Raw genomic sequence first — 24,538 nt, 5'->3', positions numbered from 1 at the left:
GAAAATAGAGAATTGTGTACGGAAAGGTCAATGCTAAGACTATGGGCATGGTCGTGCATGAGGGAAGGGAGGCCCGGCTCACACTGGTCCCAGTACCTGCAATTGCCATGCCGATTTCCTGAAGGGAGATGTGCGGAGGAGCACGGCACACCCTCAGGTTCAGGATAACCGCCACCGTGCGCGCTGCGCCAGCTTGCGGTCCACCATATTGGGAGGAAAGTTAGATCATGAGAATTCTTGCGCTTGCATCCATGGCCCTGATGACGGCCACCGCCATGCCGGCTATGGCACAGGTTTCCGATGAGAAGGTGAAGATCGGCATTCTGAACGACCAGTCGGGCGTCTATGCGGATTTTGGCGGAAAATGGTCCTATGAAGCCGCGCTGATGGCGGTTGAGGATTTCGGCGGCACCGTTCTCGAGAAGCCGATTGAGGTGATCACCGCCGACCATCAGAACAAGCCCGACATTGCCTCCAACATCGCCCGCCAGTGGTATGACACGGAAGAGGTCGATGCGATCATGGAGCTGACCACCTCTTCGGTGGCGCTGGCCGTGCAGGGCATCTCGAAAGAGAAGAAGAAGATCAACATGGTCACCGGCGCGGCGACCACGGAGCTGACCGGTGCACAGTGCTCGCCTTACGGTTTCCACTGGGCCTATGACACGCACGCACTGGCCGTTGGCACGGGCGGTGCGCTGGTGGAGCAGGGTGGGGACACCTGGTTCTTCCTGACAGCGGACTATGCTTTCGGCTATTCGCTTGAAGAACAGACCGGCAATTTCGCAAAATCCAAGGGCGGTGAAATTTTGGGCGCCGTGCGCCATCCGCTGTCGACCACGGATTTCTCCTCCTTCCTGCTTCAGGCTCAGGCCTCGGGGGCGAAGGTGATCGGCCTGGCCAATGCGGGCCTCGACACGGCAAATGCGATCAAGCAGGCCGCCGAATTCGGCATCGTGGCTGGCGGGCAGCGCCTTGCAGCCCTTCTGTTCACACTGGCAGAGGTTCACGGTCTTGGCCTTGAAGCCGCGCAGGGGCTGACGCTCACGGAGGGTTTCTACTGGGATCGCGACGATGAATCGCGCGAGTTCGCCCGCCGTTACTACGAACGCACCGAGCGCATGCCCAACATGATCCAGGCCGGTACCTATTCCGCGGTGATGCAGTACCTCAAAGCCATCAAGGAAGCCGGTACGGACGAAACGGAAGCTGTCGCTGCAAAGCTTCACGAAATGAAGGTCAACGACCTTTTCGCCCGCGACGCGACGGTGGGTGCCAATGGACGCCTCCTGAACGACATGTATCTGATGGAAGTGAAGGCCCCCTCCGACAGCAAGGAACCGTGGGACTACTACAATGTCCTTGCCACCATTCCCGGCGAGGAAGCCTATATAAAACCCTCTGAAAGCGGCTGCTCTCTGGCCAGCCAGTGACGGAGGCCATCATGACGAAAGCGCCGGTTTCCGGCGCCGCCAATGATGCAGAGCCACGGGTGGTGCTTTCCGCCCGCGGTCTGCGGCGCGATTTTGCCGGGTTCATTGCCGTCAAGGATGTCGATCTCGATGTGCGGCACGCGAAGATTCACGCGCTGATCGGCCCGAACGGGGCCGGCAAGACAACCGTTTTCAACCTTCTGACCAAGTTTCTGGCACCCAGTGCCGGTCGCATCGAGTTCATGGGGCGCGACATCACCAGCACCCCACCGGCCAGGGTGGCGCGGATGGGGCTGGTGCGGTCGTTCCAGATCTCGGCGATCTTTCCGCATCTGAGCGTGCTCGACAATGTGCGCGTTGCGCTGCAGCGCCCGGGCGGGCTCGGCTATCAGTTCTGGCGCTCGCTCGGCAGTCTCGACCTGTTGACGCCGCGCGCGGAGCAATTGCTGGAAACGGTCGGGCTTCAAAACGAACGCAACAGGATGGCAGGCGATCTCTCCTATGGCCGCAAGCGCGTTCTGGAAATCGCCACCACGCTGGCGCTCGACCCGAAAGTTCTGCTGCTTGATGAGCCGATGGCGGGCATGGGACACGAGGATGTGGAGACGGTCGCCGATATCATTCGCGATGTGGCGAAGGACAGGGCGGTTCTCATGGTGGAACACAATCTCAAGGTCGTTGCCGATCTCTGCGACTGGATCACCGTTCTCCAGCGTGGCGAGATCATCGCCGCCGGCGATTATGCGACGGTGAGCCAGGACGAACAGGTGAAGGTGGCCTATATGGGGACGGCCCATGACGAATGAACAGGGCACAACGCCGCTTCTTTCCGTCCAAGATCTGCATGCCTGGTATGGCGAGAGCCATGCGCTGCACGGCGTGAACCTTGAAGTGGCAGAGGGTGAAACGGTCACGCTGCTTGGCCGCAACGGCGTTGGCAAAACGACGACGCTGCGCGCGATCATGGGCATCATCCGCAAGCGCAAGGGCATGATCGACTTTGCCGGACGGGATTTGATGAACACGCCGCTGCATCGCACGGCGCATGCGGGGCTCGGCTTCGTGCCTGAGGAGCGCGGCATTTTCGCCACGCTTTCGGTGGACGAAAATCTGCTTCTGCCGCCTGTTGTCTCTGACGGGGGCATGAGCATTGACGAAATTTTCGAGCTGTTCCCCAATCTGAAGGAACGGCGCAACAGCCAGGGCACAAAACTTTCCGGCGGCGAGCAGCAGATGCTGGCCATCGCCCGCATGCTGCGCACCGGCGTGAAGCTGCTTTTGCTGGATGAACCCACCGAAGGGCTGGCCCCGGTGATCGTGGAGCGCATCGGCGAGGTGCTGGCCACGCTCAAGGCGCGTGGCATGACGATCCTGCTGGTTGAGCAGAATTTCCGTTTTGCCAGCCGCGTTGCCGACCGTTTCTACCTGATGGAGCACGGCCAGATAACGGCGAGCTTCCCGGCATCCGAGCTGGATCAGCGCATGGAGGAATTGCACGAGGTGATTGGAGTTTGATGACATGACCATGATCTTCGGAATCCCGATCCAGGCCTTTCTCGGCCAATTGCTGGTCGGCCTCATCAACGGCTCGTTCTATGCGATGCTCAGCCTCGGGCTCGCCATCATCTTCGGCCTGTTGCGGGTGATCAATTTCGCCCATGGCGCGCAGTACATGCTGGGTGCCTTTGTCGGCTATCTGCTTCTGGCGCATCTGGGCATCGGCTATTGGCCGGCGCTCATCCTCGTGCCTCTGCTCGTGGGCCTGAGCGGCATGGCGATCGAGAAGGTTGCCCTGTCGCGGCTCTACAATGTGGATCCGCTCTACGGCCTGCTCTTCACCTTCGGGCTGGCGCTCGTTCTGGAAGGGGCGTTCCGCTATTTCTACGGTGTCTCCGGGCAATCCTACACACCGCCGCCGCAGCTCTCCGGCGGCACCAATCTGGGCTTCATGTTCCTGCCGAACTATCGCGGCTGGGTGGTGGTGGCGTCGCTCATCATCTGCATCGGCACATGGCTCCTGATCGAAAAGACAAAGCTTGGCGCCTATCTGCGCGCGGCAACGGAAAACCCGACGCTTGTGCAGGCCTTCGGCGTGAACGTGCCGCTGCTTTTGACCCTGACCTATGGCATCGGCTCGGCACTCGCGGGCCTCGCCGGCATCATGGCCGCGCCTGTCTACCAGGTGAGCCCGCTGATGGGGTCGAACCTCATCATCGTGGTGTTTGCCGTTGTCGTGGTGGGTGGCATGGGCTCGATCCTCGGCGCCATCGTCACAGGCTACATGCTCGGCCTCGCTGAAGGGCTGACCAAGGTGTTTTATCCGGAAGCCTCAAACATCGTGATCTTCGTGATCATGGCGATCGTGCTTCTGGTGCGGCCGGCCGGCCTGTTCGGGAAGGATGCGTGACATGGCGGACATGACAACCACCGGCATCGACCGGCAGACGCGCGCCCGCACCGAATGGCTGCTTGTGGCGCTGGGGATTGCGGCGCTGATCGCAGCACCCTTCTTCCTCTACCCCGTCTTCCTGATGAAGATGCTGTGCTTTGCGCTCTTTGCCGCAGCGTTCAACCTTCTGCTCGGCTATACGGGTCTGCTTTCCTTCGGTCATGCGGCGTTCTTCGGCGGCGCAGCCTATTTTACCGCTCATGCGGTGAAGGAGTGGGGCTGGACGCCGGAATTCGGCGTGCTTCTCGGTGTGTTCGGCGCGGCGGTGCTGGGGCTGATCATCGGCTTTTTCGCCATCCGCCGGCAGGGCATCTATTTTGCCATGATCACGCTCGCGCTGGCGCAGATGTTCTATTTCTTCTGCGTGCAGGCGCCCTTCACCAAGGGTGAGGACGGCATTCAGGGCGTGCCGCGCGGGCACCTCTTCGGCTTCATCGATTTGAGCGTGCCGCTCAACATGTATTTCTTCGTGCTGGGCGGTTTCCTGATCGGCGTCTTTGCCGTCTGGCGCATCGTGCATTCGCCCTTCGGCATGATCCTGAAATCGATCCGCGAGAATGAAAACCGCGCAACGTCGCTCGGCTACAGCGTGGCCCGCTACAAGCTTGCCGCGTTCGTGATGTCGGCAACGCTGGCTGGGCTGGCCGGCGCGATGAAGGCGCTGGTGTTCCAGTTTGCAACGCTGACGGATGTGACCTGGCAGATGTCGGGTGAGGTGATCCTGATGACGCTTCTGGGCGGCATCGGCACGATGCTGGGGCCGATTGTCGGTGCCGGTCTGGTGGTGACGCTGCAGAACTATCTGGCGACGTCGGAATTTCCGGTGACGGTGATCACGGGCGCGATCTTCATGATCTGCGTGCTTCTGTTCCGTCGCGGCATTGTGGGTGAAATCCTCGCGCGGTTTTCGCGCGGGGAGGACGATGCGCGCTGACCGCCATGACAGAGACATTCGACTATATTGTCGTCGGCGCGGGGACGGCGGGTTGCCTTCTGGCCAACCGCCTGTCCGCCGACCCGAAGGTCTCGGTGCTGCTTCTGGAGGCGGGAGGACGGGACAATTATGCCTGGGTGCATATTCCGGTCGGTTATCTCTACTGCATCTCCAACCCGCGCACCGACTGGTGCTTTACCACCGAAAGCGAGGCCGGGCTGGGGGGGCGCTCGCTTGCCTATCCGCGCGGCAAGGTGCTGGGTGGCTGTTCCTCCATCAACGGCATGATCTACATGCGCGGGCAGGCGCGCGATTACGATCGCTGGCGGCAGATGGGCTGCACGGGCTGGGCCTGGGACGACGTCTTACCCTTCTTCAAGAAGCCCGAAGATTATTACCGGGGCGCCGATGATATGCATGGGGCCGGCGGCGAGTGGCGCGTGGAAGAGGCGCGGGTTCGCTGGGACATTCTGGATGCGTTTCAGGATGCGGCAGAAGCGCTTGGCATCCCGAAGGTCGACGATTTCAATCGCGGTGACAATGAGGGCTCTTCCTATTTTCGCGTGAACCAGCGCGGCGGCATACGCTGGAATGCTTCAAAAGCCTTTCTGAAGCCGGTGCGGCACAGGCAGAATTTACGGGTTGAGACGGGCGCGCATGTGCGCAGGCTCATTGTTGAACAGGGGCGTGTAACGGGTGTTGCCTATGAGCAGAACGGGGCAGCGCGCGAGGCGCATTGCCGGGCAGAGGTCGTTTTATCGGCGGGCGCGATAGGCTCGCCGCATATTCTCGAATTATCGGGCATCGGGCGTGGGGACGTGTTGCAGGCGGCGGGCATCCCCGTGGTATTCGAGCGAAACTCGGTGGGCGAAAACCTGCAGGACCATCTGCAATTGCGCTGCGCCTACAAGGTTTCGGGCATTCGCACGCTCAATGAGCAGGCGAGCCGGCTGACTGGCAAGGCGGCGATTGCTCTGGAGTATCTTCTGAAACGATCGGGGGCCGATGTCGATGGCCCCGAGCCAGCTTGGCCTTTTCACACGTTCCGATGAAACGCGCGAAACGGCCAATCTGCAATATCATGTGCAGCCGCTCTCGCTGGACAGGTTTGGAGAGCCGGTTCATCCCTTCCCGGCGTTCACGGCGAGCGTGTGCAACCTGCGGCCAGACAGCCGTGGCTCGGTGCATCTCACCTCGAAGGATTTTCACACGCAGCCGGCCATCCGGCCCAACTATCTTGCGACCGAGAGCGACCGGCAGGTGGCTGTCGATGCGATCCGTTTGACGCGCCGTATTGTTGCGCAGCCGGCGCTGCAGCGCTATCGGCCCGAAGAGTTCAAGCCGGGTGCGGATCACCAGAGCGAGGAAGAGCTGGTGGAGGCGGCGGGCCAGATCGGCACCACGATCTTCCATCCCGTTGGCACCTGCCGGATGGGCGGGGACGAGGAGGCGGTGGTCGATCCACGGCTTCGAATGCGTGGTCTGAAAGGCTTGCGGATTGCCGATGCGTCTGTGATGCCTGCCATCACATCGGGAAACACGAACTCGCCAACGCTGATGATTGCGGAAAAGGCGGCGTCGATGATCCTTGAGGATGCGCGATAGGCGAGGGCTGCTCTGTGACGGAGCGATTGTCTGTTGACTCGGTAAGGACTGACGATTATTGAAAATCGTCAGGAATTAAATGATGAAACAGGCTACACGCACACGCACCGATCCGGAAGAAACCCGCTGCCGCATTCTCGAAGTCGCGGAGGGCTTTTTCCGCAGCATCGGATACCAGAAGACTTCCGTTGCGGATATTGCGGCGGAGCTGGGGATGAGTCCAGCCAATATTTACCGCTTCTTCCCTTCCAAGGGAGCGATCAACGAGTGCATTTGCGGGCGGATCGTTGAAGAGGTGGCGGAGATCGCCTTCTCGATCGCGCGGAGCAACGCGCCCGCGCCGGAGAAACTGACCCGTCTTCTGACGGCGATCCATGAACATCATAAGGCGACCCTGATCAAAGAAAAGCGCGCCCATGACATGGTTGCCGCTGCGATGCAGGAGAACTGGTCGATCATCAAGGCGCATATCGAGCGCGTGACAACGATTGTCGAGGGGATCATCCGCGAGGGTGTTGACGCAGGTGATTTTCATACCGATGACCCTGCAGAGGCGGCGCGCTGCGTGAAGACGGCCTTTGTGCCGTTCTTTCATCCGCTTCTGATCGAACATTGCATACAACACGACGAAGACACCGAGGAAGGGCTGCGCGAGCAGCTGCGTTTTATCCTGAAGGCACTGGGCAAGCGCGAATAGGCTTCTGCGGGGGCGTGGTGGCCATTTCGCGCGCCTGAAAAATGACGAATATTGAGAATCATCAGTTAACAATGTTTACAAGGACGGGCCCATGCCGCTTGCGACGATGAAACGGATCATGCTTCTGGGCGCCATGGCGCTTGCACTCGCGGCCTGTCAGGACGAAGAAGTGGCCGAGCGCCCTGACCCGGTCGTGCGGGTGGCGACGGTGCGGCTTTCTCCGCTCGCCGAAACACGCACCTACACGGGCACCATCGTGCCGCGCACGGAAGTGGCCGAGGCGTTTCGTGTCGGCGGCAAGGTGGCTGAACGGCATGTCGATGTGGGAGATGGTGTCAAGGCCGGAGAGGTTCTGGCGCGGCTCGATCCGGTCGATCTCAACCTGCAGCTTGAGCAGCAGCGGGCGGCCCTCACGGCAGCGCGCGCAAGTCTCGCAAAGGCTGAAACCGATCTGGAACGAGCGCGCAAACTCTTCAAGCGCGGGCATGTGACCCAAGCCGCGCTCGATGCACAGGCGCTGGCGGTTGACGAAACGCGCTCGCGCTTCGAGCAGGCCGAACGCGCTGTCGCCCTCGCCGAAAACCAGATGGGCTATGCCGAACTGACGGCCTCCGCCGACGGCGTGGTGAGCGCCGTGGGCGTGGAGACAGGGCAGGTCGTTTCGCCCGGTCAGATGGTGGTGAGCGTGGCGCGTCTCGATGAGAAGGAGGTCGAGGTATCGATCCCCGAAAGCCGGCTCGCCGATCTGGAAGGTTCCAGCGCGCAAGTGTCGCTGTGGGCCGGAAGCGGCGTTTATGCCGCAAAGGTGCGCGAGATCGCGCCGGAAGCCAACGGCACCAGCCGGACCTATCCCGTGCGCTTCTCCGTGCCGGAGGCGGACGAGAGCGTCCGGCTTGGCATGACGGCAACCGTTTCACTCACCAAAGGAGATCCGTCACCGGTCGCTCGCATACCGATGACGGCGGTTCTCGACGATGGCCGGGGTCCGGTCGTGTTCGTAGTCGATCCCCCCTCGAACGAACTCAAACGCCGGCCGGTCGTCGTCGAGGCCTATCAGTCGCGCAATGCGATCATTGCAGAGGGGCTCGAGGATGGCGAGAAGATCGTCACGCTCGGTGTTCAGAAACTGCAGGAAGGCGAGCGTGTCAGGCTTGCCGAAATCCAGTCCGCCAGCGCCGACTGACCGGGGGCCAACATGCAGCGTTTCAATCTTTCGCAGTGGGCCGTTACCCACCAGACACTTGTCCTGTTTCTGATCATCGTTCTCTCGCTGGGCGGGGCCTATTCCTATGCGCGGCTCGGTCGCGCGGAGGATCCGAGTTTTACCATCAAGGTGATGGTGGTGAATGCCATCTGGCCAGGCGCAACGGCCGAGGAAGTGCAGCGGCAGGTCGCCGACCCGATCGAGAAGACGCTGCAGGAAGTGCCGTATTTCGACAAGGTGCGCACCTATTCCAAACCCGGCTCCACCTTCATGCAGGTGCAGCTTGAGGACACGACACCGCCGGGGGAGGTGGAAGAGCTCTGGTACCAGATCCGCAAGCGCGTCGGCGACATCCGCGCCTCCCTGCCGCAGGGCGTGATCGGCCCGTTCTTCAATGACGAGTTCGGCGATGTGGACAGCGCGCTCTACATGCTGACCGGCGATGGCGCGACGATGCGCGATCTGAAGGACGCGGCCGAAGGCATCCGCCAGCGGCTTCTGCGTGTGCCGGATGTGGAGAAGGTTCGCTTCTACGGCGATCAGGACGAGCGGATCTATGTCGAGTTTTCCCATTCCAAGCTTGCCACTCTGGGCATCGACCCGCAGGTGATCTTCAATTCCATCGCCGCACAGAATGCGGTGACGCCTTCGGGCGAGATCGAGACGGCGTCCGACCGGGTGTTCCTGCGTGTGGAAGGTGCGCTGAAGGGTGTGGAGGCTGTCGCCTCGGTGCCGGTTGCGGTGAACGGCACCGTCTTCCGTCTTGGCGATATCGCAGATGTGCGGCGCGGCTATGAAGACCCGCCGAGCTTTACCGCGCGCCATAAGGGGCAGCAGGCACTCGCCATCGGCGTGGTCATGGCCGAGGGCGCGAACATTCTCACGCTCGGCGATAATCTCGAACAGGCAATGGACGGGGTCAAGGCCGATCTTCCGGTCGGTCTGGAACTCGACATGATCGCCAACCAGCCGGAAGTGGTGCAGGATTCGGTCGGCGAGTTCATCAAGGTGTTCCTGGAAGCGCTGGCCGTGGTGCTGGCGGTGAGCTTCCTTTCGCTTGGCTGGCGCACGGGCATCGTTGTGGCGCTGGCGGTGCCGCTGGTGCTCGCCATCGTCATGATCGTGCTCGACATTCTGGGCATGAGCCTTGAGCGCATCACGCTCGGCGCGCTCATCATCGCGCTCGGGCTGATGGTGGACGATGCGATCATTGCCGTCGAGATGATGGTGGTGAAGATGGAGCAGGGCTATGATCGGCTGAAGGCGGCAACCTTTGCCTGGACGTCGACGGCCTTTCCCATGCTGACGGGAACGCTGGTGACGGCGGCGGGCTTTCTGCCGGTCGGCTTTGCGCAATCGACGGCGGGCGAATATGCCGGCGGCATTTTTTGGGTTGTCGGCATTGCGCTGGTGGCGTCGTGGTTCGTGGCGGTGATCTTCACGCCCTATATCGGTGTCAAGCTCTTGCCCGATTTTCACAAACATGGCGCAGCCGTGGCCGAGGGTGGGCAGCACCACGATATCTATGACACGCGCCTCTACAATGGGCTTCGCCGGATCGTCGACTGGTGCGTTTCGTGGCGCTGGGTGGTCATCGCGGCGGTGATAGGACTTTTCGTTGTCTCGATCTGGTCTTTCGGCTTCGTTCAGCAGCAGTTCTTCCCGACCTCGCCACGCCCCGAACTGATGGTGGAAATCCGCCTGCCGGAAGGCGCGCCGATCAAGGCCACCGAAGCCTCTGCCCGTGTCATGGAAGAGGTGATTGCGGCTGACGAGGAAGTGTTGACCTACTCCACCTACACGGGCGCCGGCGCACCACGCTGGTTCCTCGCTTCCAATCCGGAACTTCCGAAGCCGAATTATGCGATCATCGTGATGTACACGGAGGATGCAGCGGCCCGCGACAGGGTCAAGGGACGGCTCCAGACCTATATCGACGATGGCGGTCTGCCTGAAGCGCGGGTGCGTGTTACGGAGCTCGTGTTCGGTCCGCCCGTGGGTTTCCCCGTGCAGTTCCGTGTCATCGGTCCAGACCCGCTGGAGGTGCGCCGCATTGCCTATGAGGTGCGCGACGTGATGGCGCAGAACCCCAGTGCGCTCGACCCGAACCTCGACTGGAACGAACAGGCGAAATCCATCCGACTCGAAGTCGACCAGGATCGCGCACGGGCGCTTGGCCTGACGCCGCAGGAGATTGGCCGCACTCTGCAGACCCTGCTTTCGGGCCTGACAGTGACCTCGGTTCGTGATGGCATCGAGCAGGTGGATGTGGTGGCGCGCGCGGTGGAGAGCGAACGGCTCGACATCGAGCATCTCGGCGACCTGACGATTGCAACGCGCGGTGGCGCTCCGGTGCCGCTCTCACAGGTTGCGAAAGTGGTCTATGGCCATGAAGAGCCGATCCTGTGGCGGCAGAACCGTGACATGATGATCACGGTGCGCGCCGATGTGCCTGCCGGGGTGCAGCCGCCTGATGTTTCCTCGCAGATATGGCCGACCTTGAAGCCGCTGATGGAAAACCTTCCAGTGGGCTATCGCATCGAAATGGGTGGCGCGATCGAGGAAAGCGCCAAGGCCAACGCAGCCCTGTTCGAGGTATTCCCGGTGATGGTGCTGGCGATGCTCACCATCCTGATGATCCAGTTGCAGAGCTTTTCGCGGCTCGCACTCGTCTTTGCCACCGCGCCGCTCGGTCTCATCGGTGCGGCGTTCGGGCTGTTGATCTTCAACCAGCCCTTCGGCTTCGTGGCGCTGCTCGGTCTTATCGCGCTTGCCGGCATGATCATGCGCAACACGGTGATTCTGGTGGATCAGATCAAGGCCGATCTGGAAGGCGGTTTGCCCGAATGGACGGCGATCATCGAAGCCACGGTGCGCCGGACGCGACCCGTGGTTCTGACGGCACTGGCCGCCATTCTGGCGATGGTGCCGCTCTCGGGCAATGTGTTCTGGGGGCCGATGGCCTTCGCCATCATGGGCGGTCTGACCGTCGCGACCGTGCTGACGATCCTGTTCGTGCCAGCGCTCTATGCCGCTTTCTACCGGGTCAGGCGGCCGGGGGAGGAGCAGAATTTCGATGTCGGAGCGTCACTTCAGGACAATGAACAACTCGCGCTGCCTCAGGCAGCCGAGTGACGAAAGGCGGCGGAATTCAATGCTCGCGTTCCGCCGCCTTTCGGTTTTCTATCAAGTCTGTCCTGCCGCTCAGGCCCTGCCAGGAGATTTCCGGCTTTTCGCGCCACGCGAAGCGCGTCAGATGATCGTCGATCACGTTCTGGGCGCGGGCAAGTTCTTCATCCGTTTTGGCGCTGCACTCGATGGTGAGGGCCGCTTCGTCTGCACGCATGATGCAGTCGCCGAACGGGAAATCGACCTTGCCCCGGGAGGTGTCGAAGTCGACGCTTACCTTGTGAGCAAAGTGCTTGCAAAGCTGCTGCAGATATTTGGAAGCGTTTTCCGTGGTCACGATGGCTCTGGATTGCAGCATGGGAAAGGTCTCCGGGAAAACGTTGCCGAAACTGTGTGATCGCTTGTTGATACAGATAAGTTGATTGCATTGATCATATTTGCTAACCGACATGCTGACAAGGGCGTTGTCGGCCGGCCAGAACATGGCTCGGCAGGCTTCTTCCTTCATCCTTTCGGACATTTGGAGCATGTCGATGATCGCAAACTTACCGTCACTTGCCGGGCACTTCCTGGCTTCCGCCATCGCGCTTGCGGCCTTTCTTCCGGGCTATGCAAATGCCGGTGAGATTGCCGTTCAGCATGCGCAGGGCGAAACCGTTTTGCCGGATACGCCAAAGACGGTGCTGACATTCGATCTCGCCGCGCTGGATACGCTCGATGCGCTGGGCGTCGAGGTGGCGGGCGTACCGAGCGCACTGATCCCCGATTACCTGTCCAAATATGAGGGCGACGACTACGCAAAGATCGGATCGCTCTTCGAACCGGATTTTGAGACGGTGAACGCGGTGAGCCCGGATCTGATCATCGTGGCAGGTCGGTCGGCCCCGCAATACGAGGCGCTGTCAAAGATCGCGCCGACCATCGATCTGACGATCAAGCCTGACAATTTCCTGAAAGGTGCCCAGGAGAATGCACGTAAACTGGGTATGATTTTCGACAAGGAAGATGCTGCCAAGGCGCTGACAGACAGGCTCGACACGTCGGTTGCCGCGCTGCGGGAAGCTGCAGGTGATGCCGGGAAGGGACTTATCATCCTTACCAATGGCGGCAAGGTTTCGGCTTATGGCCCCGGCTCGCGGTTCGGCTGGCTGCATGACGATCTGGGTATTGCGCCTGCCGTTGCAGATGTCGAGGCGGCCACGCACGGCGAAGCCGTTTCGTTTGAATTCATCCTCAAGACAAACCCGGACTGGCTGTTCGTCGTCGACCGCGATTCGGCGGTCGGCAATGACGGCCAGTCGGCAAAGCAGACACTCGACAACGAACTCGTGGCCGCGACCACGGCGGCCAGGGAAGGCAATGTCTACTATGCCGACGCTGTTCGCTGGTATCTCGTTGGCGGCGGCATGACTGCCCTCCAGGCGGAAGTCGATGCGATCACCAAGGCACTGAGCGCAGCCGACTGACAGGACCATGCAAGCCGTTGCCAGCATGTCCGTTCGAGCACGCCCCGTCGCCGGCCTGGTGCTGGCGGTGGTGGTCGTTCTCGTTCTGGCGGTCATAAGTCTGCTGATCGGTGTTGCGGACATGCCGCTGGGGGACCTCATAAGCGGCGATGGCAGTTCGCAGGCCATTCAGTTGCTTCTGATCAGCCGTATACCCCGCACGGTGGCGCTGGTGCTTTCGGGCATGTCGATGGGCGTTGCAGCACTCATCATGCAGATGCTTTTTCGCAACCGCTTCGTGGAGCCCACGACCACCGGCACGGTTGAGGCCGCCAGTCTTGGCCTGCTTGTGGTGGCACTGTTGGCGCCGGGCCTGCCCATCTTCTACAAGATGGCGGTGGCCTCGGGCTTCGCGCTGGGAACCACCTTTCTGTTCCTGCGCCTGGTCGCGAAAATTCCCGCCGGTTCCAGTCTTGTCGTGCCGCTTCTGGGGCTGATGTTTGGCGGCGTCATCAGCGCGGTCACGACCTTTTTTGCCTATCGTTACGATCTGCTTCAGTCGCTGGCCACGTGGACCAACGGTGATTTCTCCGGTGTGCTGCGCGGGCGTTATGAACTGCTTTTCATTGCCGGGGGGCTCGCAGTCCTGTCCTATCTGGCCGCGGACCGGTTCACCGTGGCAGGACTGGGCGAAAGCTTCACACGCAATCTCGGCCTGAATTACGGGCGCATTGTCGCTTTCGGTCTGGTCATCGTTTCGATGGTTTCGGCCGCCGCGGTGGTGACGGCGGGAACGGTGCCGTTTCTGGGGCTTATCGTTGCCAATCTCGTGAGCCTGGCGGTGGGCGACAATCTGCGCCGCGCTTTGCCATGGGTCGCCGTTTCCGGCGCGGGGTTTCTGCTGGCCTGCGACATCATCGGTCGTGTGGTGCGGTTTCCCTATGAAATCCCGGTTGGCACCGTTGCGGGTGTTCTTGGCTCCGGTGTCTTCCTGTTCCTTCTCCTTCGTCGGCGGGCGCGCTTTGGCTAAAACTTCTTCACGGCAAAGGCCTCGCCTTGCGCTTGCTGGTCTCGGACTGGCTGCAATCGCGGCAATGATGGCCTTCATGACCATTGGGGCCAAAGGCAACTGGGACTTCGTGCTGCCGTTTCGCGGTGGAAAGCTTCTGGGTCTCATTCTGGTTGCCTATGCGGTGGCGACGGCGACCATTCTGTTTCAGACGATCACCCAGAACCGGATTCTGACACCGGCCGTGATGGGGTTCGATTCGCTTTACGTGGCGCTCCAGACGGCACTTGTCTTTGTTCTCGGGACACGCGATCTCGCCAATGTCGACATCCGTCTGCGCTTCGTTCTTGAGATGGTGCTCATGGTGGGCATGTCCATGGCGCTCTTTTACTGGCTGTTCCTTTCCAGCCGGCGCAGCCTGCATCTGGTGGTGCTGGCGGGTCTCGTGTTCGGCGTGTTCTTCCGCAGCCTCTCGCACATGATGCAGCGCATTCTCGACCCCAACGAGTTCATCGCGCTTCAGGACATGCTTTTCGCCAGCTTCAACACGATCGATACGCATTTGCTGGCGGTCTCCGCGGTGATCGTGCTGGTGACCGCCTGGGTGAGCCACCGGCTGCTGGCAAAGCTCGACGTGCTGATGCTGGGCCGCGATGCGGCGATCAATCTGGGCATCGATTACCAGCGTGTGGTGATGATGCTGTTTGCGGTGATCGCTGTGCTGGTTTCCGTCTCGACCGCGCTGGTGGGGGCCGGTCACCTTTTTCGGGCTTCTGGTGGCAAGCCTTGCCTATCAGGCGGTGGGCACGGACCGGCACAAATACACGCTGCCGGCGGCAACGCTGATCGCCATCATCGCGCTGGTGGGTGGCCAGACCGTGATGGAGCGCGTGTTCGGTTTCGACACGGCGCTGAGCGTCATAATCGAGTTTACCGGCGGCATTGCCTTCATGCTGCTGCTTTATCGGAATTTGAAACGATGATCGAAATCCACAATCTCACCAAGTGTTTTGACGAGGCGACGGTGGTCGACGATGTCAGCCTTGTCCTGCCGGAGAGCGGCATCACCGCGATTGTCGGCCCGAATGGAGCCGGCAAATCGACGCTTCTTTCAATGATCGCCCGGCTGATTGCGCCGACATCGGGGCGGGTTCTGGTGGATGGGCTCGACGTGCAGGAAACACCGGGTGCCGTGCTCGCCAAGCGGCTGGCAATCCTCAAGCAGAACAATCAGGTCGGCATGCGGCTGACGGTGAGCGAGCTTGTCGCCTTCGGTCGGTTTCCGCATTCGGGAGGCCGTCCAACGGTGGAGGACAAGCGGCATATCGACGAGGCGATCGCCTATCTCGGGCTCAATGAGCTGCGAGACCGGTTTCTGGATGAATTGTCGGGCGGGCAGCGCCAGCGCGCCTTTGTCGCCATGGTGCTGGCGCAGGACACGAAATATGTGCTGCTCGACGAACCGCTCAACAGCCTCGACATGAAGCACGCGGCGGCGATGATGAAGCTTTTGCGGCGAACAGCGGACGAGCTGGAAAAATCCATTACCGTGGTGATCCATGACATCAATTTTGCCTCCATCTATGCCGACCATGTGGTGGCGATGCGCGACGGGCGCGTGATGCTTCAGGGCGGGGCGGACGACCTGATGCAGGAGGCGATGCTCAACGATATTTACGACACGGTGGTGAGGGTGCGAGAGGTCGACGGGCACCGGCTGGGGCTGCACTATCTCTGACACGCCCGCGTGGCTGAAAAATAGAACATACGTTTCAAAACGCAAATTCTCGTGAAATATTTATGACATATCCATTGACACCGCGCGAAAGCCGGATGAACATTGAGCCTGTGTGCAGAAGAACGTCGACAAGCACCAAGGGAGGGTTCAATGAGGAAACACTATCTTGCCACTGCCGCGCTTGCAGCCGGCAGCGTTCTGGCGTCGCAGGCGGCGGTCAAGGCTGACGAGCTCAATCTCATCTGTTCTGCGGATGTCGTGATCTGTGAGCTTCTGGTCGAAACGTTCGAGGCCCAGCACGACATCGATGTATCGATGGTGCGGCTTTCGTCCGGTGAGGCCTATGCGAAAATCCGGGCCGAGGCGCGCAATCCGAAGACGGATATCTGGTGGGGAGGCACCGGCGATCCGCATCTTCAGGCCGCGGCTGACGGGCTGACCATGTCCTACAAGTCTCCGATGCTGGACGAGCTTCTGCCCTGGGCGGTGAAGCAGGCCGAAAGTGCGGACCACAAGACGGTCGGCGTTTACTCCGGCGCGCTCGGCTGGGGCTACAACAAGGAAGTTCTCGAACGGAAGGGCGTCGAGCCACCGAAATGCTGGGCTGATCTTCTGAACCCGGGGCTGAAGGGCGAAATCCAGGTGGCGAACCCGAACTCTTCGGGCACGGCTTACACCGCTCTGGCCACGCTGGTGCAGCTCATGGGCGAAGACGAGGCGTTCGAATTCCTCAAGAAGATGAACGACAACGTTTCGCAATACACCAAGTCGGGCTCCGCTCCGGTGAAGGCCGCGGCGCGTGGTGAGACCGGGATCGGCATCGTCTTCATGCATGATGCGGTTTCGCAGGCTGTCGAGGGCTTCCCGATCGGCGTTGTCGCTCCCTGCGAAGGGACGGGATACGAGATCGGTTCGATGTCGATTGTCGAGCGCGCCCGCAACGTCGAGGAAGCCAAGACCTGGTATGACTGGGTGCTGAAGCCGGACGTGCAGTCGCTTCTGAAGGACGCGAAATCGTTCCAGCTTCCGTCCAATGCATCTGCCGAGGTTCCCGAAGAGGCGCCGAGCCTCGATGAGGTGAAGCTGATCGACTACGACTTCGTCACCTATGGCAGCTCGGAAAAGCGAAAGGCGCTGCTTGAGCGCTGGGACCGCGAGATCGGCGCCATCGCCAACTGATCCGCGTTCGCAGGCCCCGGGTTTCATCGGGGGGTGAAACCCGGGGCGCTTCCAACATACAGGACCGCACATGATGACGCGCGAAAACCGGCGGCTCGACGTGATGTTCGGGCTCGGCCTTGCCGCTATTTGTCTCCTGCCATGGTACCGGGTCGAAGGCGGTTTCTTCGGCTTCCAGTGGATCGGAGAGATGGCCGGCGAACCGGATCTCTATCCGGGGCTTCTGCAGCTCTTTCTCGGCCGTTTCTGGCTTTTGATCGCCTTTGCCCTTTTCGCGACAGCGATTGCAATACGGTTTGCCATGCCTGCCGGGATTGCGCGCGGGGCGCGGCTCGCGCTGGTGGGTGGTGTCGGGATCGGCTTCATGATCCTTCAGGGTCTCGCGATCACCTATTGGGGCTGGGCCTGGGGCATTGGCGACGCGCTTTTCGGACCGCTTGACCCCGGGCAGCCGGCCTTTGGCGCGGGTGCGGTGGTTCTTTCTCTCGGGTTTCTCGGGCTGCTTGCCTATGGATTTGCCGAACGCGGCGCGATGAAGGGCGACGCCTTCACGGTTGGCTCCATCATCCTGCTGATCGCGCTTGTTGGCGTGTTCGTTTTCTATCCGATCATCTCGATGTTTGCCGGGTCCTTTCAGGACTTTGACGGGTCCTTCAATCCGGACGGCTTCATCCGCAACATGCAGGATCCGGCGATCTGGAGCCTCGACTGCGTTGTCGGCGGAGCGCGCTGCGGCGTGGCCTGGCGCACGCTCTTTCTGGCCGTGATGACGGCAAGCGCCTCAACGGCGCTTGGCCTCGCCTTCGCGCTGGTGGCAACCCGCACGGGCTTTCCGGCAAAGAAGGGTCTCAGGCTTCTCACGGTTCTGCCCATCATCACGCCGCCCTTCGTGATCGGCCTCGCGCTGACCATGATGCTTGGACGCTCGGGGCTCGTGACCGGATGGATCGAAGCGCTGACGGGCATCGAGCTTGGCCGCTGGCTTTATGGCCTGACCGGCATCTGGATCGCGCAGGTGCTTTCCTTCACCCCCATTTCCTTTCTCGTTCTCATCGGTGTGGTGGAGGGTGTAAGCCCCTCCATGGAAGAGGCCTCGCAGACCTTGCGGGCAGGGCGCTGGCGCACCTTCCGAAAAGTCTCTCTGCCGCTGATGGCGCCGGGGCTCGCCAACGCCTTCCTGATCGGCTTCATCGAAAGCATGGCGGATTTCGGCAACCCGCTCGTACTGGGCGGAAGCCACGGGGTTCTGTCGACCGAGATATTCTTTGCCGTGGTTGGCGCGCAGACCGATCCGTCGCGTGCTGCGGTTCTGGCGATCGTTCTCCTGACATTCACGCTTTCCGCCTTCCTCCTGCAGCGGGTCTGGCTCGCCGGCCGCAATTTCGCAACGGTGACGGGCAAGGGAGATTCGGGCAAACACGCCGCCTTGCCGGGACCGCTCGCCGCACTTCTTTACGCGGTCGTGGTGCCGTGGATCATCTTCACGCTGGCGGTCTACGGCATGATCATCTTCGGCGGTTTCGTCACCACCTGGGGGCTCGATCACACGCTGACGCTGGAGCACTATGCACGCGGCTTTTCCATTGAATGGCGCGAAGGCGCGCTGGCCTGGACCGGTGTGGCATGGGACAGCTTCTGGACCACGATGGAAATCGCGCTGATTGCCGCGCCCCTGACAGCCGCGGTGGGGCTGCTGACGGCCTATCTCATCGTGCGGCAGAATTTCTTTGGCCGGAACGCCTTCGAGTTCGCACTCATGATGAGCTTTGCCATTCCCGGAACGGTCATCGGCATCAGCTACATCATGGCGTTCAACCTGCCACCCATCGAAATGACAGGTACGGCGCTGATCCTGATTGCCTGCTTCGTGTTCCGCAACATGCCTGTGGGCGTGCGCGGTGGCGTGGCGGCGATGAGCCAGCTCGACAAGAGCCTGGACGAAGCCTCGATCACGCTGGGTGCAGGGAGCCCGCGCACGATCCGCCGGGTGATCCTGCCGCTGCTTCGCCCGGCGATCATGGCCGCACTGGTCTACTCCTTCGTGCGCGCCATCACCTCGATCAGTGCGGTCATCTTCCTGGTGAGCGCCAAGTACAACATGGCAACGGCCTATATCGTCGGGCTGGTGGAGAATGGCGAATACGGCATCGCCATCGCTTATTCCTCGGTTCTCATCCTTGTCATGATCACCGTGATAGGCGGATTCCAGCTTCTTGTCGGCGAGCGCCGGCTGAGGCGGGAGAACGCAGTCAGTCGCCCGGCCGCGAAGAAGCGCGCCCATCCCACTCTGGAGGCAAAGGCATGAGCAATTCGCAACGCGGTTCCGTCCGTTTTCGCAATGTGCGCAAGACTTTCGGCTCGTTCACCGCAATCCACGATCTCGATCTGGAGATCGAACCGGGCACGCTGGTAACCCTGCTCGGGCCCTCGGGCTGCGGAAAAACGACAACGCTGCGCATGCTGGCAGGGCTGGAAGCACCGAGCGCGGGCACGATCGAAATCGGCGGTCACGATGTGACGCGTCTGCCGGCCAATGAGCGCGATGTGGCCATGGTGTTTCAGTCCTATGCGCTGTTTCCGCATATGAGCGTGCTTGACAATGTGGCCTATGGGCTGGAGGCGGGAGGCCAGTCCAAGGCCGAGGCACGGGAGAACGCGCATGCGGGCCTTGCGCTCGTCGGTCTCGAAGGGTTTGGCGCACGCCTGCCGGCCGAGCTGTCGGGCGGGCAGCAGCAGCGCGTTGCCGTTGCGCGCGCGCTGGTGCTGGAGCCGCAGGTGCTCCTGCTCGATGAGCCCCTGTCCAATCTCGACGCCAGGCTTCGCCGGCGTGTTCGCACCGAAATTCGCGAGTTGCAGCAGCGGCTTGGGTTCACCGCCGTCTATGTGACGCATGATCAGGAAGAGGCGCTGGCCGTTTCCGACAGGATCGTGGTGATGGAGAGCGGCCTGATTGCGCAGGAAGGGCCGCCGCGCGAACTCTACGAGGAACCGGCGTCCGAGTTCATCGCCGATTTCATGGGTGAGGCCAATGTGCTTGCCTGCGAGGTGCTGGACATTGCCGAGGGCCGCGCGACGGTTCAGGTGGGAGGCTTGAAGCACACGATGCCGACACGGAAGGCGGCACGCCCCGGCCCGGCAAAACTGGCCGTGCGCGCGAACGCCATTCGCCTCGAGGCGGGCGGGGATGCCAGCCTGCCCGGCCGGATCCAGAGTTCTGCCTATCTTGGCGACCATGTCGAATATGAGGTGGAACTCGCATCCGGAACGATCTTCGTCGTCGACAATGCGACGACCGACCCATTGCCGCCCGCGACCGAGGTTTCCATCGGCTTTCGCGATCGCGGCATAGCCTTGATAACCGCATGACAACGACCATCCAGGAGAACCGCGTGTCCCTTTCCGATACCGACCTTGCCGAACGGCTGGATTTCGCCGAGACCATGGCAAAGGCCGCGGGGGCTGCCGCCCTCGACTATTTCACACGGCGCGATGAACTGGTTATCGAGACCAAGCGCAACCCGCAGGATCTGGTTTCCGAGGCAGACAAGAAGGTCGAAGAGCTGATCCGCGCCGAAATTGCGACGCGCTTTTCCACAGATGGCGTGCTTGGCGAGGAATACGGGCTGACTGAAGGCACAAGCGGCCTGACCTGGGTGATCGATCCGATCGATGGCACAAGCCCTTTCCTGAATGGCATACCCAACTGGTGCGTTTCCGTGGGTGCCGCGATTGATGGCGAGCCGGTGCTCGGCGTTATCGTGGCGCCATGCTTTGACGAGTGCTACAGTGCGCGTCGTGGTGGCGGAGCAACGTTGAACGGAAAGCCGATCCGTGTCGCGGACCAGCTTAATCTGCGCAACGGCGTGGTGGGCCTGGGTTCCAATGACCGCGTCGCGCCCGCCGATGCCGCGCGCATCGTCGAAAGGCTCTTCGAGATTGGTGGCACCTTTGTGCGCAACGGTTCCGGTGCGCTGATGCTCGCCTATGTGGCGGCGGGGCGGCTTGTTGGCTATGCGGAGCCAAGCATGAATGCCTGGGACTGCATGGCCGGTTACTGCCTTGTCAGCGAGGCAGGCGGCACGGTTCTGCCGTTCCCGCAAAATGGCTTTGATGCACCGGCGCGTGTGCTTGCGGCCACCGGGGCCAGCTATGCCGAACTGGAGCAGATTTCGGCCATCGCGCAGAGCTGATCTGATTACCAGCCGGCAAAACGCTCCAGCAATTGCGGGTCCACCCTGCCGGCTTCCACGTCGCTCAAAGCCTGATCGAGAATGGCAATCCCCCGCAGGGCTTCGCTCTCGCTCATGATCAGCGGCGGGGTGAATTCCAGCACGTTGGAATTAAGGCCCACATAGTAGATGACGAGGCCGAGCTGAAAGGCGCGGTAGACGGTGAGTGCCGTCTGCTCGATGGCAGGCGTGCGGGCATCGCGGTCGCTCACCAGCTCGACGCCGATGGCAAGCCCGTGGCCGCGCACATTTCCGATGAGAGGGTGTTTCTCCCCGAGATCACGCAGAGCGGAAAGCATCGTCTCACCCACTCTTGCGGCGTGGGTGATCAGATCTTCGCGCTCGATTGTTTCCAGCACGGCGAGCCCCGCAGACGCGCAGACCGGATTGCCGTGCAGGGTCTGGAAGGAAAAGGTCGAGGCGTGGTTCATGATGCTTTCGGGACCGACAACCGCCGATATGGGCAGCCCGCCGCCAAGCCCCTTGCCGAACACGACGATGTCGGGCTCGATGCCGCTATGCTCGAAGGCGTGGAGGCGTCCGGTGCGCGCGAGCCCAACCTTCACCTCGTCGCAGACGAGCAGAATGCCATATCTGCGGCAGAGCCTCTCGATCTCCCTGAAATAGCCGGGCGGCGGCACCAGCATTCCGCCATCCGACTGGATCGGCTCGATGAAGAAGGCCGCAACTTCTTCCGGTGAGACGGCGGTGGCGAAGAGTTGTTCGATATGAGCGAGCGCTGCCTTCGATGCGGCTTCCGGGCTGCCTGAGGCATAGGAATCGGGATAGGGGACGAGGCTGAGGCCGGAGGCCCTTGTCGATGCCACCCTGTGCGGGGTGGCCGGAAATCGCCACTGACCCGACCGTGCCGCCGTGATAGGCGCCCTTGAAGGAGATGATGCGCGGGCGCCCGGTTGCCGCCACCACTGCGCGGGCGACGGTTTCGTTCGCGTCCGAGCCCGAATGGCCGAACCAGACGCGGCCTGCGGCGCGCTCCGGCACCAGCGAAAGCAGCTTTTCGGCAAGGCGCACGCTGGGCTCGTTGGCCGTGGAAAGGTAGCTTGCACCCGCTTGGGTTGTCAGCGCGCGATTGACGGCCTCGGCGAGGGCAGGGTGCCCGTGACCGAGGCTGGCCGCTCCCCAGGAGGCGGCGAAATCGAGTAGGTCGCGCCCGTCATCGCCGCGCAGCATCGATCCCTTACCGCCCGTTACCGCCTGCGGGAAAAAGCGCAGATGTGCGAGCGTGGAAACGCTGCGGCTTTCGCGTTCATAGAGGCCGGTCATGCTGCTCCCCCGCGGTTGATCAATAGACGGCTTCGTAACGTGCGCAGCGTTCCGCCTCGCTGAGATCGGCGGTCTGGGCAAGCTCGCCGCGCTTGTGTTTCAGGTAGACGTCGAGCGCTTCCCCGCCGATCCATTCGGCCACGCGCGGGTTTCGTTCGAGGCGATCCAGCGCTTCACCGAGCGATTGCGGCAAGCGCACGAGGCCACGCTCGGCGAGTTTTGTCGCCGGCAGTTCGGAGAGGTCTTCTTCCGTCACCTGAGGTGCTGCGAGCCCCTCCTCGATGCCCTGCGCGCCGGCATGGGCGAGCGCTGCCAGAACGAGATAGGGCGAGGCTGTTGCATCGGCTGCCCGATACTCGAAATTATACTGTTTTGCCGCACTTTCTGCACTGGCGCTCGTCACCGGACAGATGCGCACGGCGGCCTCGCGGTCGTGATAGCCCAGATTGTTGAAGGCCGCGCTCCAGCGGTGCGGCGTGAGGCGTGTGTAGGAGATGGCGGACGGCGCGGTGAGCGCAACGATGCTGTCCATATATTTGAGAATGCCGGCGATGAAGGAGCCGGTTGTTTCAGCCATGCCCCATGGGGCGTCGGGATCGTAGGTCGCGGGTGCGCCATTTTCATCGACGAAGCTCATATGGACATGGACGCCATTGCCCACGCCGGCGGGGTCGCGGATCGGCACGAAGGTGACAGGCTCGCCCATGCGCTCGCCGACAAGCTTGGTGACCGCACGCACCTTGACGGCGGTGTCCGCGGCAGTAACGCCGAGATCGGGCCCGTTGGTGACCTCGAACTGGTCGGCGCCATATTCTTTGAGGAATGTGTCCGGCTTGACGCCGGCCACTTCCAGCGCGGCCATGACCGTTTCGCCGAAGGCACGGTGCTTGCCGAAGCTGGCAAGGCCGAAGGCCTCGCCCGGCCCCTGCGCGGGATTGCGGGACTGAAACTCGTGCTCGAAGGCGGCGACAAGGCGCAGGCCGGAGACATCCTCGAGCCGCTTCAGTGCCGACTTCAGGATGGAGCGGGTGCAGCAGCTCCACGGATCGCCGTCGAGATGGAGGATGTCGCCGAGCACGAAGCGCTCGACCGGGCCGCCATCTTCGAGATCGAGCGTGACGGCGGTGTCTGCATCCGGCACGAGGATCAAATCGCCAAAGGAGCCGAACGGGCTTTCGGCAATCGTGTCGAAACAGGTGATCTGCACATTGGTGGGCGTCCAGCCAACGCCCTGACGGAAGCGCTTTTCCAGTTCCTTCAACGGAAAGGCCTTGCCGCGCGTCACGCCGGAAAAATCCGAGGTGGCGGCAAACATCAAGGGATTACTGATCATCGTCGCGTGCTCCATGATCGAAGCGGAGCGAGTCCCAGGCTTCGATGCGTTTGCGGGTTTTGTCCCAGTTTGCTTCGGCAATGCGGGTGAGCATCGCCTCCATCAGCACCATGGCGCCCGAATAGCTGTCCCAGACGGTGCCGCTTTCGATGGGGGTGGCGAAGACCTCGTTGGCGTGGTTGGCGGCGGGCGACATCCACTTGTCGGTCAAAACAACGATCTGCACGCCGCTCTGCGCTTTTGTGCGCCGGGCAAGCTCGGCCAGATTGCGCTGGTATCGGCGGTAATCGACGATGAAAAGCACGTCTTTCGAGCGCATGCGCAGCATGTATTCGGGCCAGATTTCCGGGTCGGCCGGCAGGTGGAACACACCGCTGCGCACCTGGCGCAGATGACGTGAAACATAGAGCGCGATGGCATCGCTGATGCGACCGCCGATCAGATATACGTTGCGCTTTTCATCGCCCAGAAGATCGCACACCCGCTCGAACTGGGCGCTGGTGATGGCGGTTGCCGAGGCCGAAATGAGATTGACGGCGCGGGCAACGAAATCCTCCAGATAATCGCCCTGGATCGCCCGGTCGCCCACATGGAGGTCGAGCGGGGAGCGGTTCGACTGGCGGATTTCGTCGATCAGATGACGCTGGAAATCCTGATAGCCCTGAAAACCGAGCTTGGTGACGAAGCGCGAAATGGATGGCGAAGAGGTGCCGGTCTTCGCGGCGAGGTCCTGGATCGTGTCCAGACCCGCATAGGGATAGTCGAGCAAAAGCGCGGTGCACAGCTTCCGTTCGGTCGCCGTGAGCTCGCTCGACAGGTTCTCCAGCCTTTGTCTGACTTGCATTGAATTCCCCTCCCTCCGAAACAGAC

Annotated in this window: 18 protein-coding genes and 3 pseudogenes; 17 read left to right on the top strand and 4 right to left on the bottom strand. The window is 61.7% G+C overall.

Annotated features, from left to right (window positions below):
- Positions 1-227: 227 nt before the first annotated feature.
- The 9 genes and pseudogenes from AB2N04_RS18300 to AB2N04_RS18260 all read left to right on the top strand — a co-directional run bounded on the left by AB2N04_RS18300 (position 228) and on the right by AB2N04_RS18260 (position 11,457).
- Complete coding sequence (locus AB2N04_RS18300; RefSeq protein ID WP_367716093.1) at positions 228-1,433, top strand: ABC transporter substrate-binding protein; 1,206 nt, start codon at positions 228-230, stop codon at positions 1,431-1,433.
- Between the two features lie 11 nt (positions 1,434-1,444).
- Positions 1,445-2,239 carry an ABC transporter ATP-binding protein gene (locus tag AB2N04_RS18295; protein WP_367716092.1) on the top strand — a complete coding sequence of 265 codons (795 nt, stop codon included), beginning with the start codon at positions 1,445-1,447 and terminating at the stop codon, positions 2,237-2,239.
- Positions 2,229-2,948 carry an ABC transporter ATP-binding protein gene (locus AB2N04_RS18290; protein ID WP_367716091.1) on the top strand — a complete coding sequence of 240 codons (720 nt, stop codon included), beginning with the start codon at positions 2,229-2,231 and terminating at the stop codon, positions 2,946-2,948. Before AB2N04_RS18295 ends, AB2N04_RS18290 begins: the two co-directional genes overlap by 11 nt.
- Before the next feature lie 4 nt (positions 2,949-2,952).
- The gene (locus AB2N04_RS18285; protein WP_229447981.1) at positions 2,953-3,840 is read left to right on the top strand and encodes a branched-chain amino acid ABC transporter permease; all 888 of its coding nucleotides are present in this window, start codon (positions 2,953-2,955) and stop codon (positions 3,838-3,840) included.
- 1 nt (position 3,841) lies between these two features.
- Positions 3,842-4,816, top strand: a complete 975-nt coding sequence (locus AB2N04_RS18280) for a branched-chain amino acid ABC transporter permease (RefSeq protein ID WP_367716090.1) — start codon at positions 3,842-3,844, stop codon at positions 4,814-4,816.
- 5 nt (positions 4,817-4,821) lie between these two features.
- Positions 4,822-6,421: pseudogene (locus tag AB2N04_RS18275) on the top strand (GMC family oxidoreductase).
- A gap of 82 nt (positions 6,422-6,503) precedes the next feature.
- Positions 6,504-7,118, top strand: a complete 615-nt coding sequence (locus AB2N04_RS18270) for a TetR family transcriptional regulator (RefSeq protein ID WP_367716089.1) — start codon at positions 6,504-6,506, stop codon at positions 7,116-7,118.
- 91 nt (positions 7,119-7,209) lie between these two features.
- A complete protein-coding gene (locus AB2N04_RS18265) occupies positions 7,210-8,301 on the top strand; it encodes an efflux RND transporter periplasmic adaptor subunit (RefSeq protein WP_367716088.1) in 1,092 nt (363 codons plus the stop codon).
- Between the two features lie 12 nt (positions 8,302-8,313).
- On the top strand, positions 8,314-11,457 hold the full coding sequence (locus AB2N04_RS18260; protein WP_367716087.1) for an efflux RND transporter permease subunit: 3,144 nt from the start codon (positions 8,314-8,316) through the stop codon (positions 11,455-11,457).
- 16 nt (positions 11,458-11,473) lie between these two features.
- Here the strand turns inward: AB2N04_RS18260 and AB2N04_RS18255 are convergent, their stop codons facing one another.
- A complete protein-coding gene (locus AB2N04_RS18255) occupies positions 11,474-11,809 on the bottom strand; it encodes a DUF2218 domain-containing protein (RefSeq protein WP_367716086.1) in 336 nt (111 codons plus the stop codon).
- Between the two features lie 169 nt (positions 11,810-11,978).
- On the opposite strand from AB2N04_RS18255, the gene AB2N04_RS18250 reads away from it, so the two are divergent.
- The 8 genes and pseudogenes from AB2N04_RS18250 (at position 11,979) to AB2N04_RS18215 (ending at position 21,012) form a co-directional block, all read left to right on the top strand.
- Positions 11,979-12,917: a siderophore ABC transporter substrate-binding protein gene (locus tag AB2N04_RS18250; protein ID WP_367716085.1), complete on the top strand. Its 939-nt coding sequence runs from the start codon at positions 11,979-11,981 to the stop codon at positions 12,915-12,917.
- Between the two features lie 25 nt (positions 12,918-12,942).
- A complete protein-coding gene (locus AB2N04_RS18245; RefSeq protein WP_367716084.1) occupies positions 12,943-13,926 on the top strand; it encodes an ABC transporter permease in 984 nt (327 codons plus the stop codon).
- Between the two features lie 64 nt (positions 13,927-13,990).
- Positions 13,991-14,888, top strand: a pseudogene (locus AB2N04_RS18240) (iron chelate uptake ABC transporter family permease subunit).
- Positions 14,885-15,643 (top strand): ABC transporter ATP-binding protein, encoded by a 759-nt coding sequence (locus tag AB2N04_RS18235; protein WP_367716083.1) that lies wholly within the window; start codon positions 14,885-14,887, stop codon positions 15,641-15,643. Before AB2N04_RS18240 ends, AB2N04_RS18235 begins: the two are co-directional and overlap by 4 nt.
- Before the next feature lie 150 nt (positions 15,644-15,793).
- Positions 15,794-16,822: an ABC transporter substrate-binding protein gene (locus AB2N04_RS18230; RefSeq protein WP_367716082.1), complete on the top strand. Its 1,029-nt coding sequence runs from the start codon at positions 15,794-15,796 to the stop codon at positions 16,820-16,822.
- Between the two features lie 73 nt (positions 16,823-16,895).
- Complete coding sequence (locus AB2N04_RS18225) at positions 16,896-19,127, top strand: ABC transporter permease (RefSeq protein WP_367718853.1); 2,232 nt, start codon at positions 16,896-16,898, stop codon at positions 19,125-19,127.
- Complete coding sequence (locus AB2N04_RS18220; RefSeq protein ID WP_367716081.1) at positions 19,124-20,188, top strand: ABC transporter ATP-binding protein; 1,065 nt, start codon at positions 19,124-19,126, stop codon at positions 20,186-20,188. Before AB2N04_RS18225 ends, AB2N04_RS18220 begins: the two co-directional genes overlap by 4 nt.
- On the top strand, positions 20,185-21,012 hold the full coding sequence (locus AB2N04_RS18215) for an inositol monophosphatase family protein (RefSeq protein WP_367716080.1): 828 nt from the start codon (positions 20,185-20,187) through the stop codon (positions 21,010-21,012). Before AB2N04_RS18220 ends, AB2N04_RS18215 begins: the two co-directional genes overlap by 4 nt.
- 5 nt (positions 21,013-21,017) lie before the next feature.
- Here AB2N04_RS18215 and AB2N04_RS18210 read toward each other — a convergent pair.
- The 3 genes and pseudogenes from AB2N04_RS18210 to AB2N04_RS18200 all read right to left on the bottom strand — a co-directional run bounded on the left by AB2N04_RS18210 (position 21,018) and on the right by AB2N04_RS18200 (position 24,512).
- Positions 21,018-22,335, bottom strand: a pseudogene (locus tag AB2N04_RS18210) (aspartate aminotransferase family protein).
- Positions 22,336-22,354: 19 nt separating this feature from the next.
- Positions 22,355-23,668: a glutamine synthetase family protein gene (locus AB2N04_RS18205; protein WP_367716079.1), complete on the bottom strand. Its 1,314-nt coding sequence runs from the start codon at positions 23,666-23,668 to the stop codon at positions 22,355-22,357.
- Entirely contained in the window at positions 23,658-24,512 is an 855-nt protein-coding gene (locus tag AB2N04_RS18200) for a MurR/RpiR family transcriptional regulator (protein WP_367716078.1), read from the bottom strand. Before AB2N04_RS18200 ends, AB2N04_RS18205 begins: the two co-directional genes overlap by 11 nt.
- Positions 24,513-24,538: the final 26 nt, after the last annotated feature.

It is taken from the genome of Nitratireductor sp. GISD-1A_MAKvit (assembly GCF_040819555.1).
Lineage (GTDB): Bacteria > Pseudomonadota > Alphaproteobacteria > Rhizobiales > Rhizobiaceae > Nitratireductor.
This window is presented reverse-complemented; position numbering and strand designations above follow the sequence as displayed.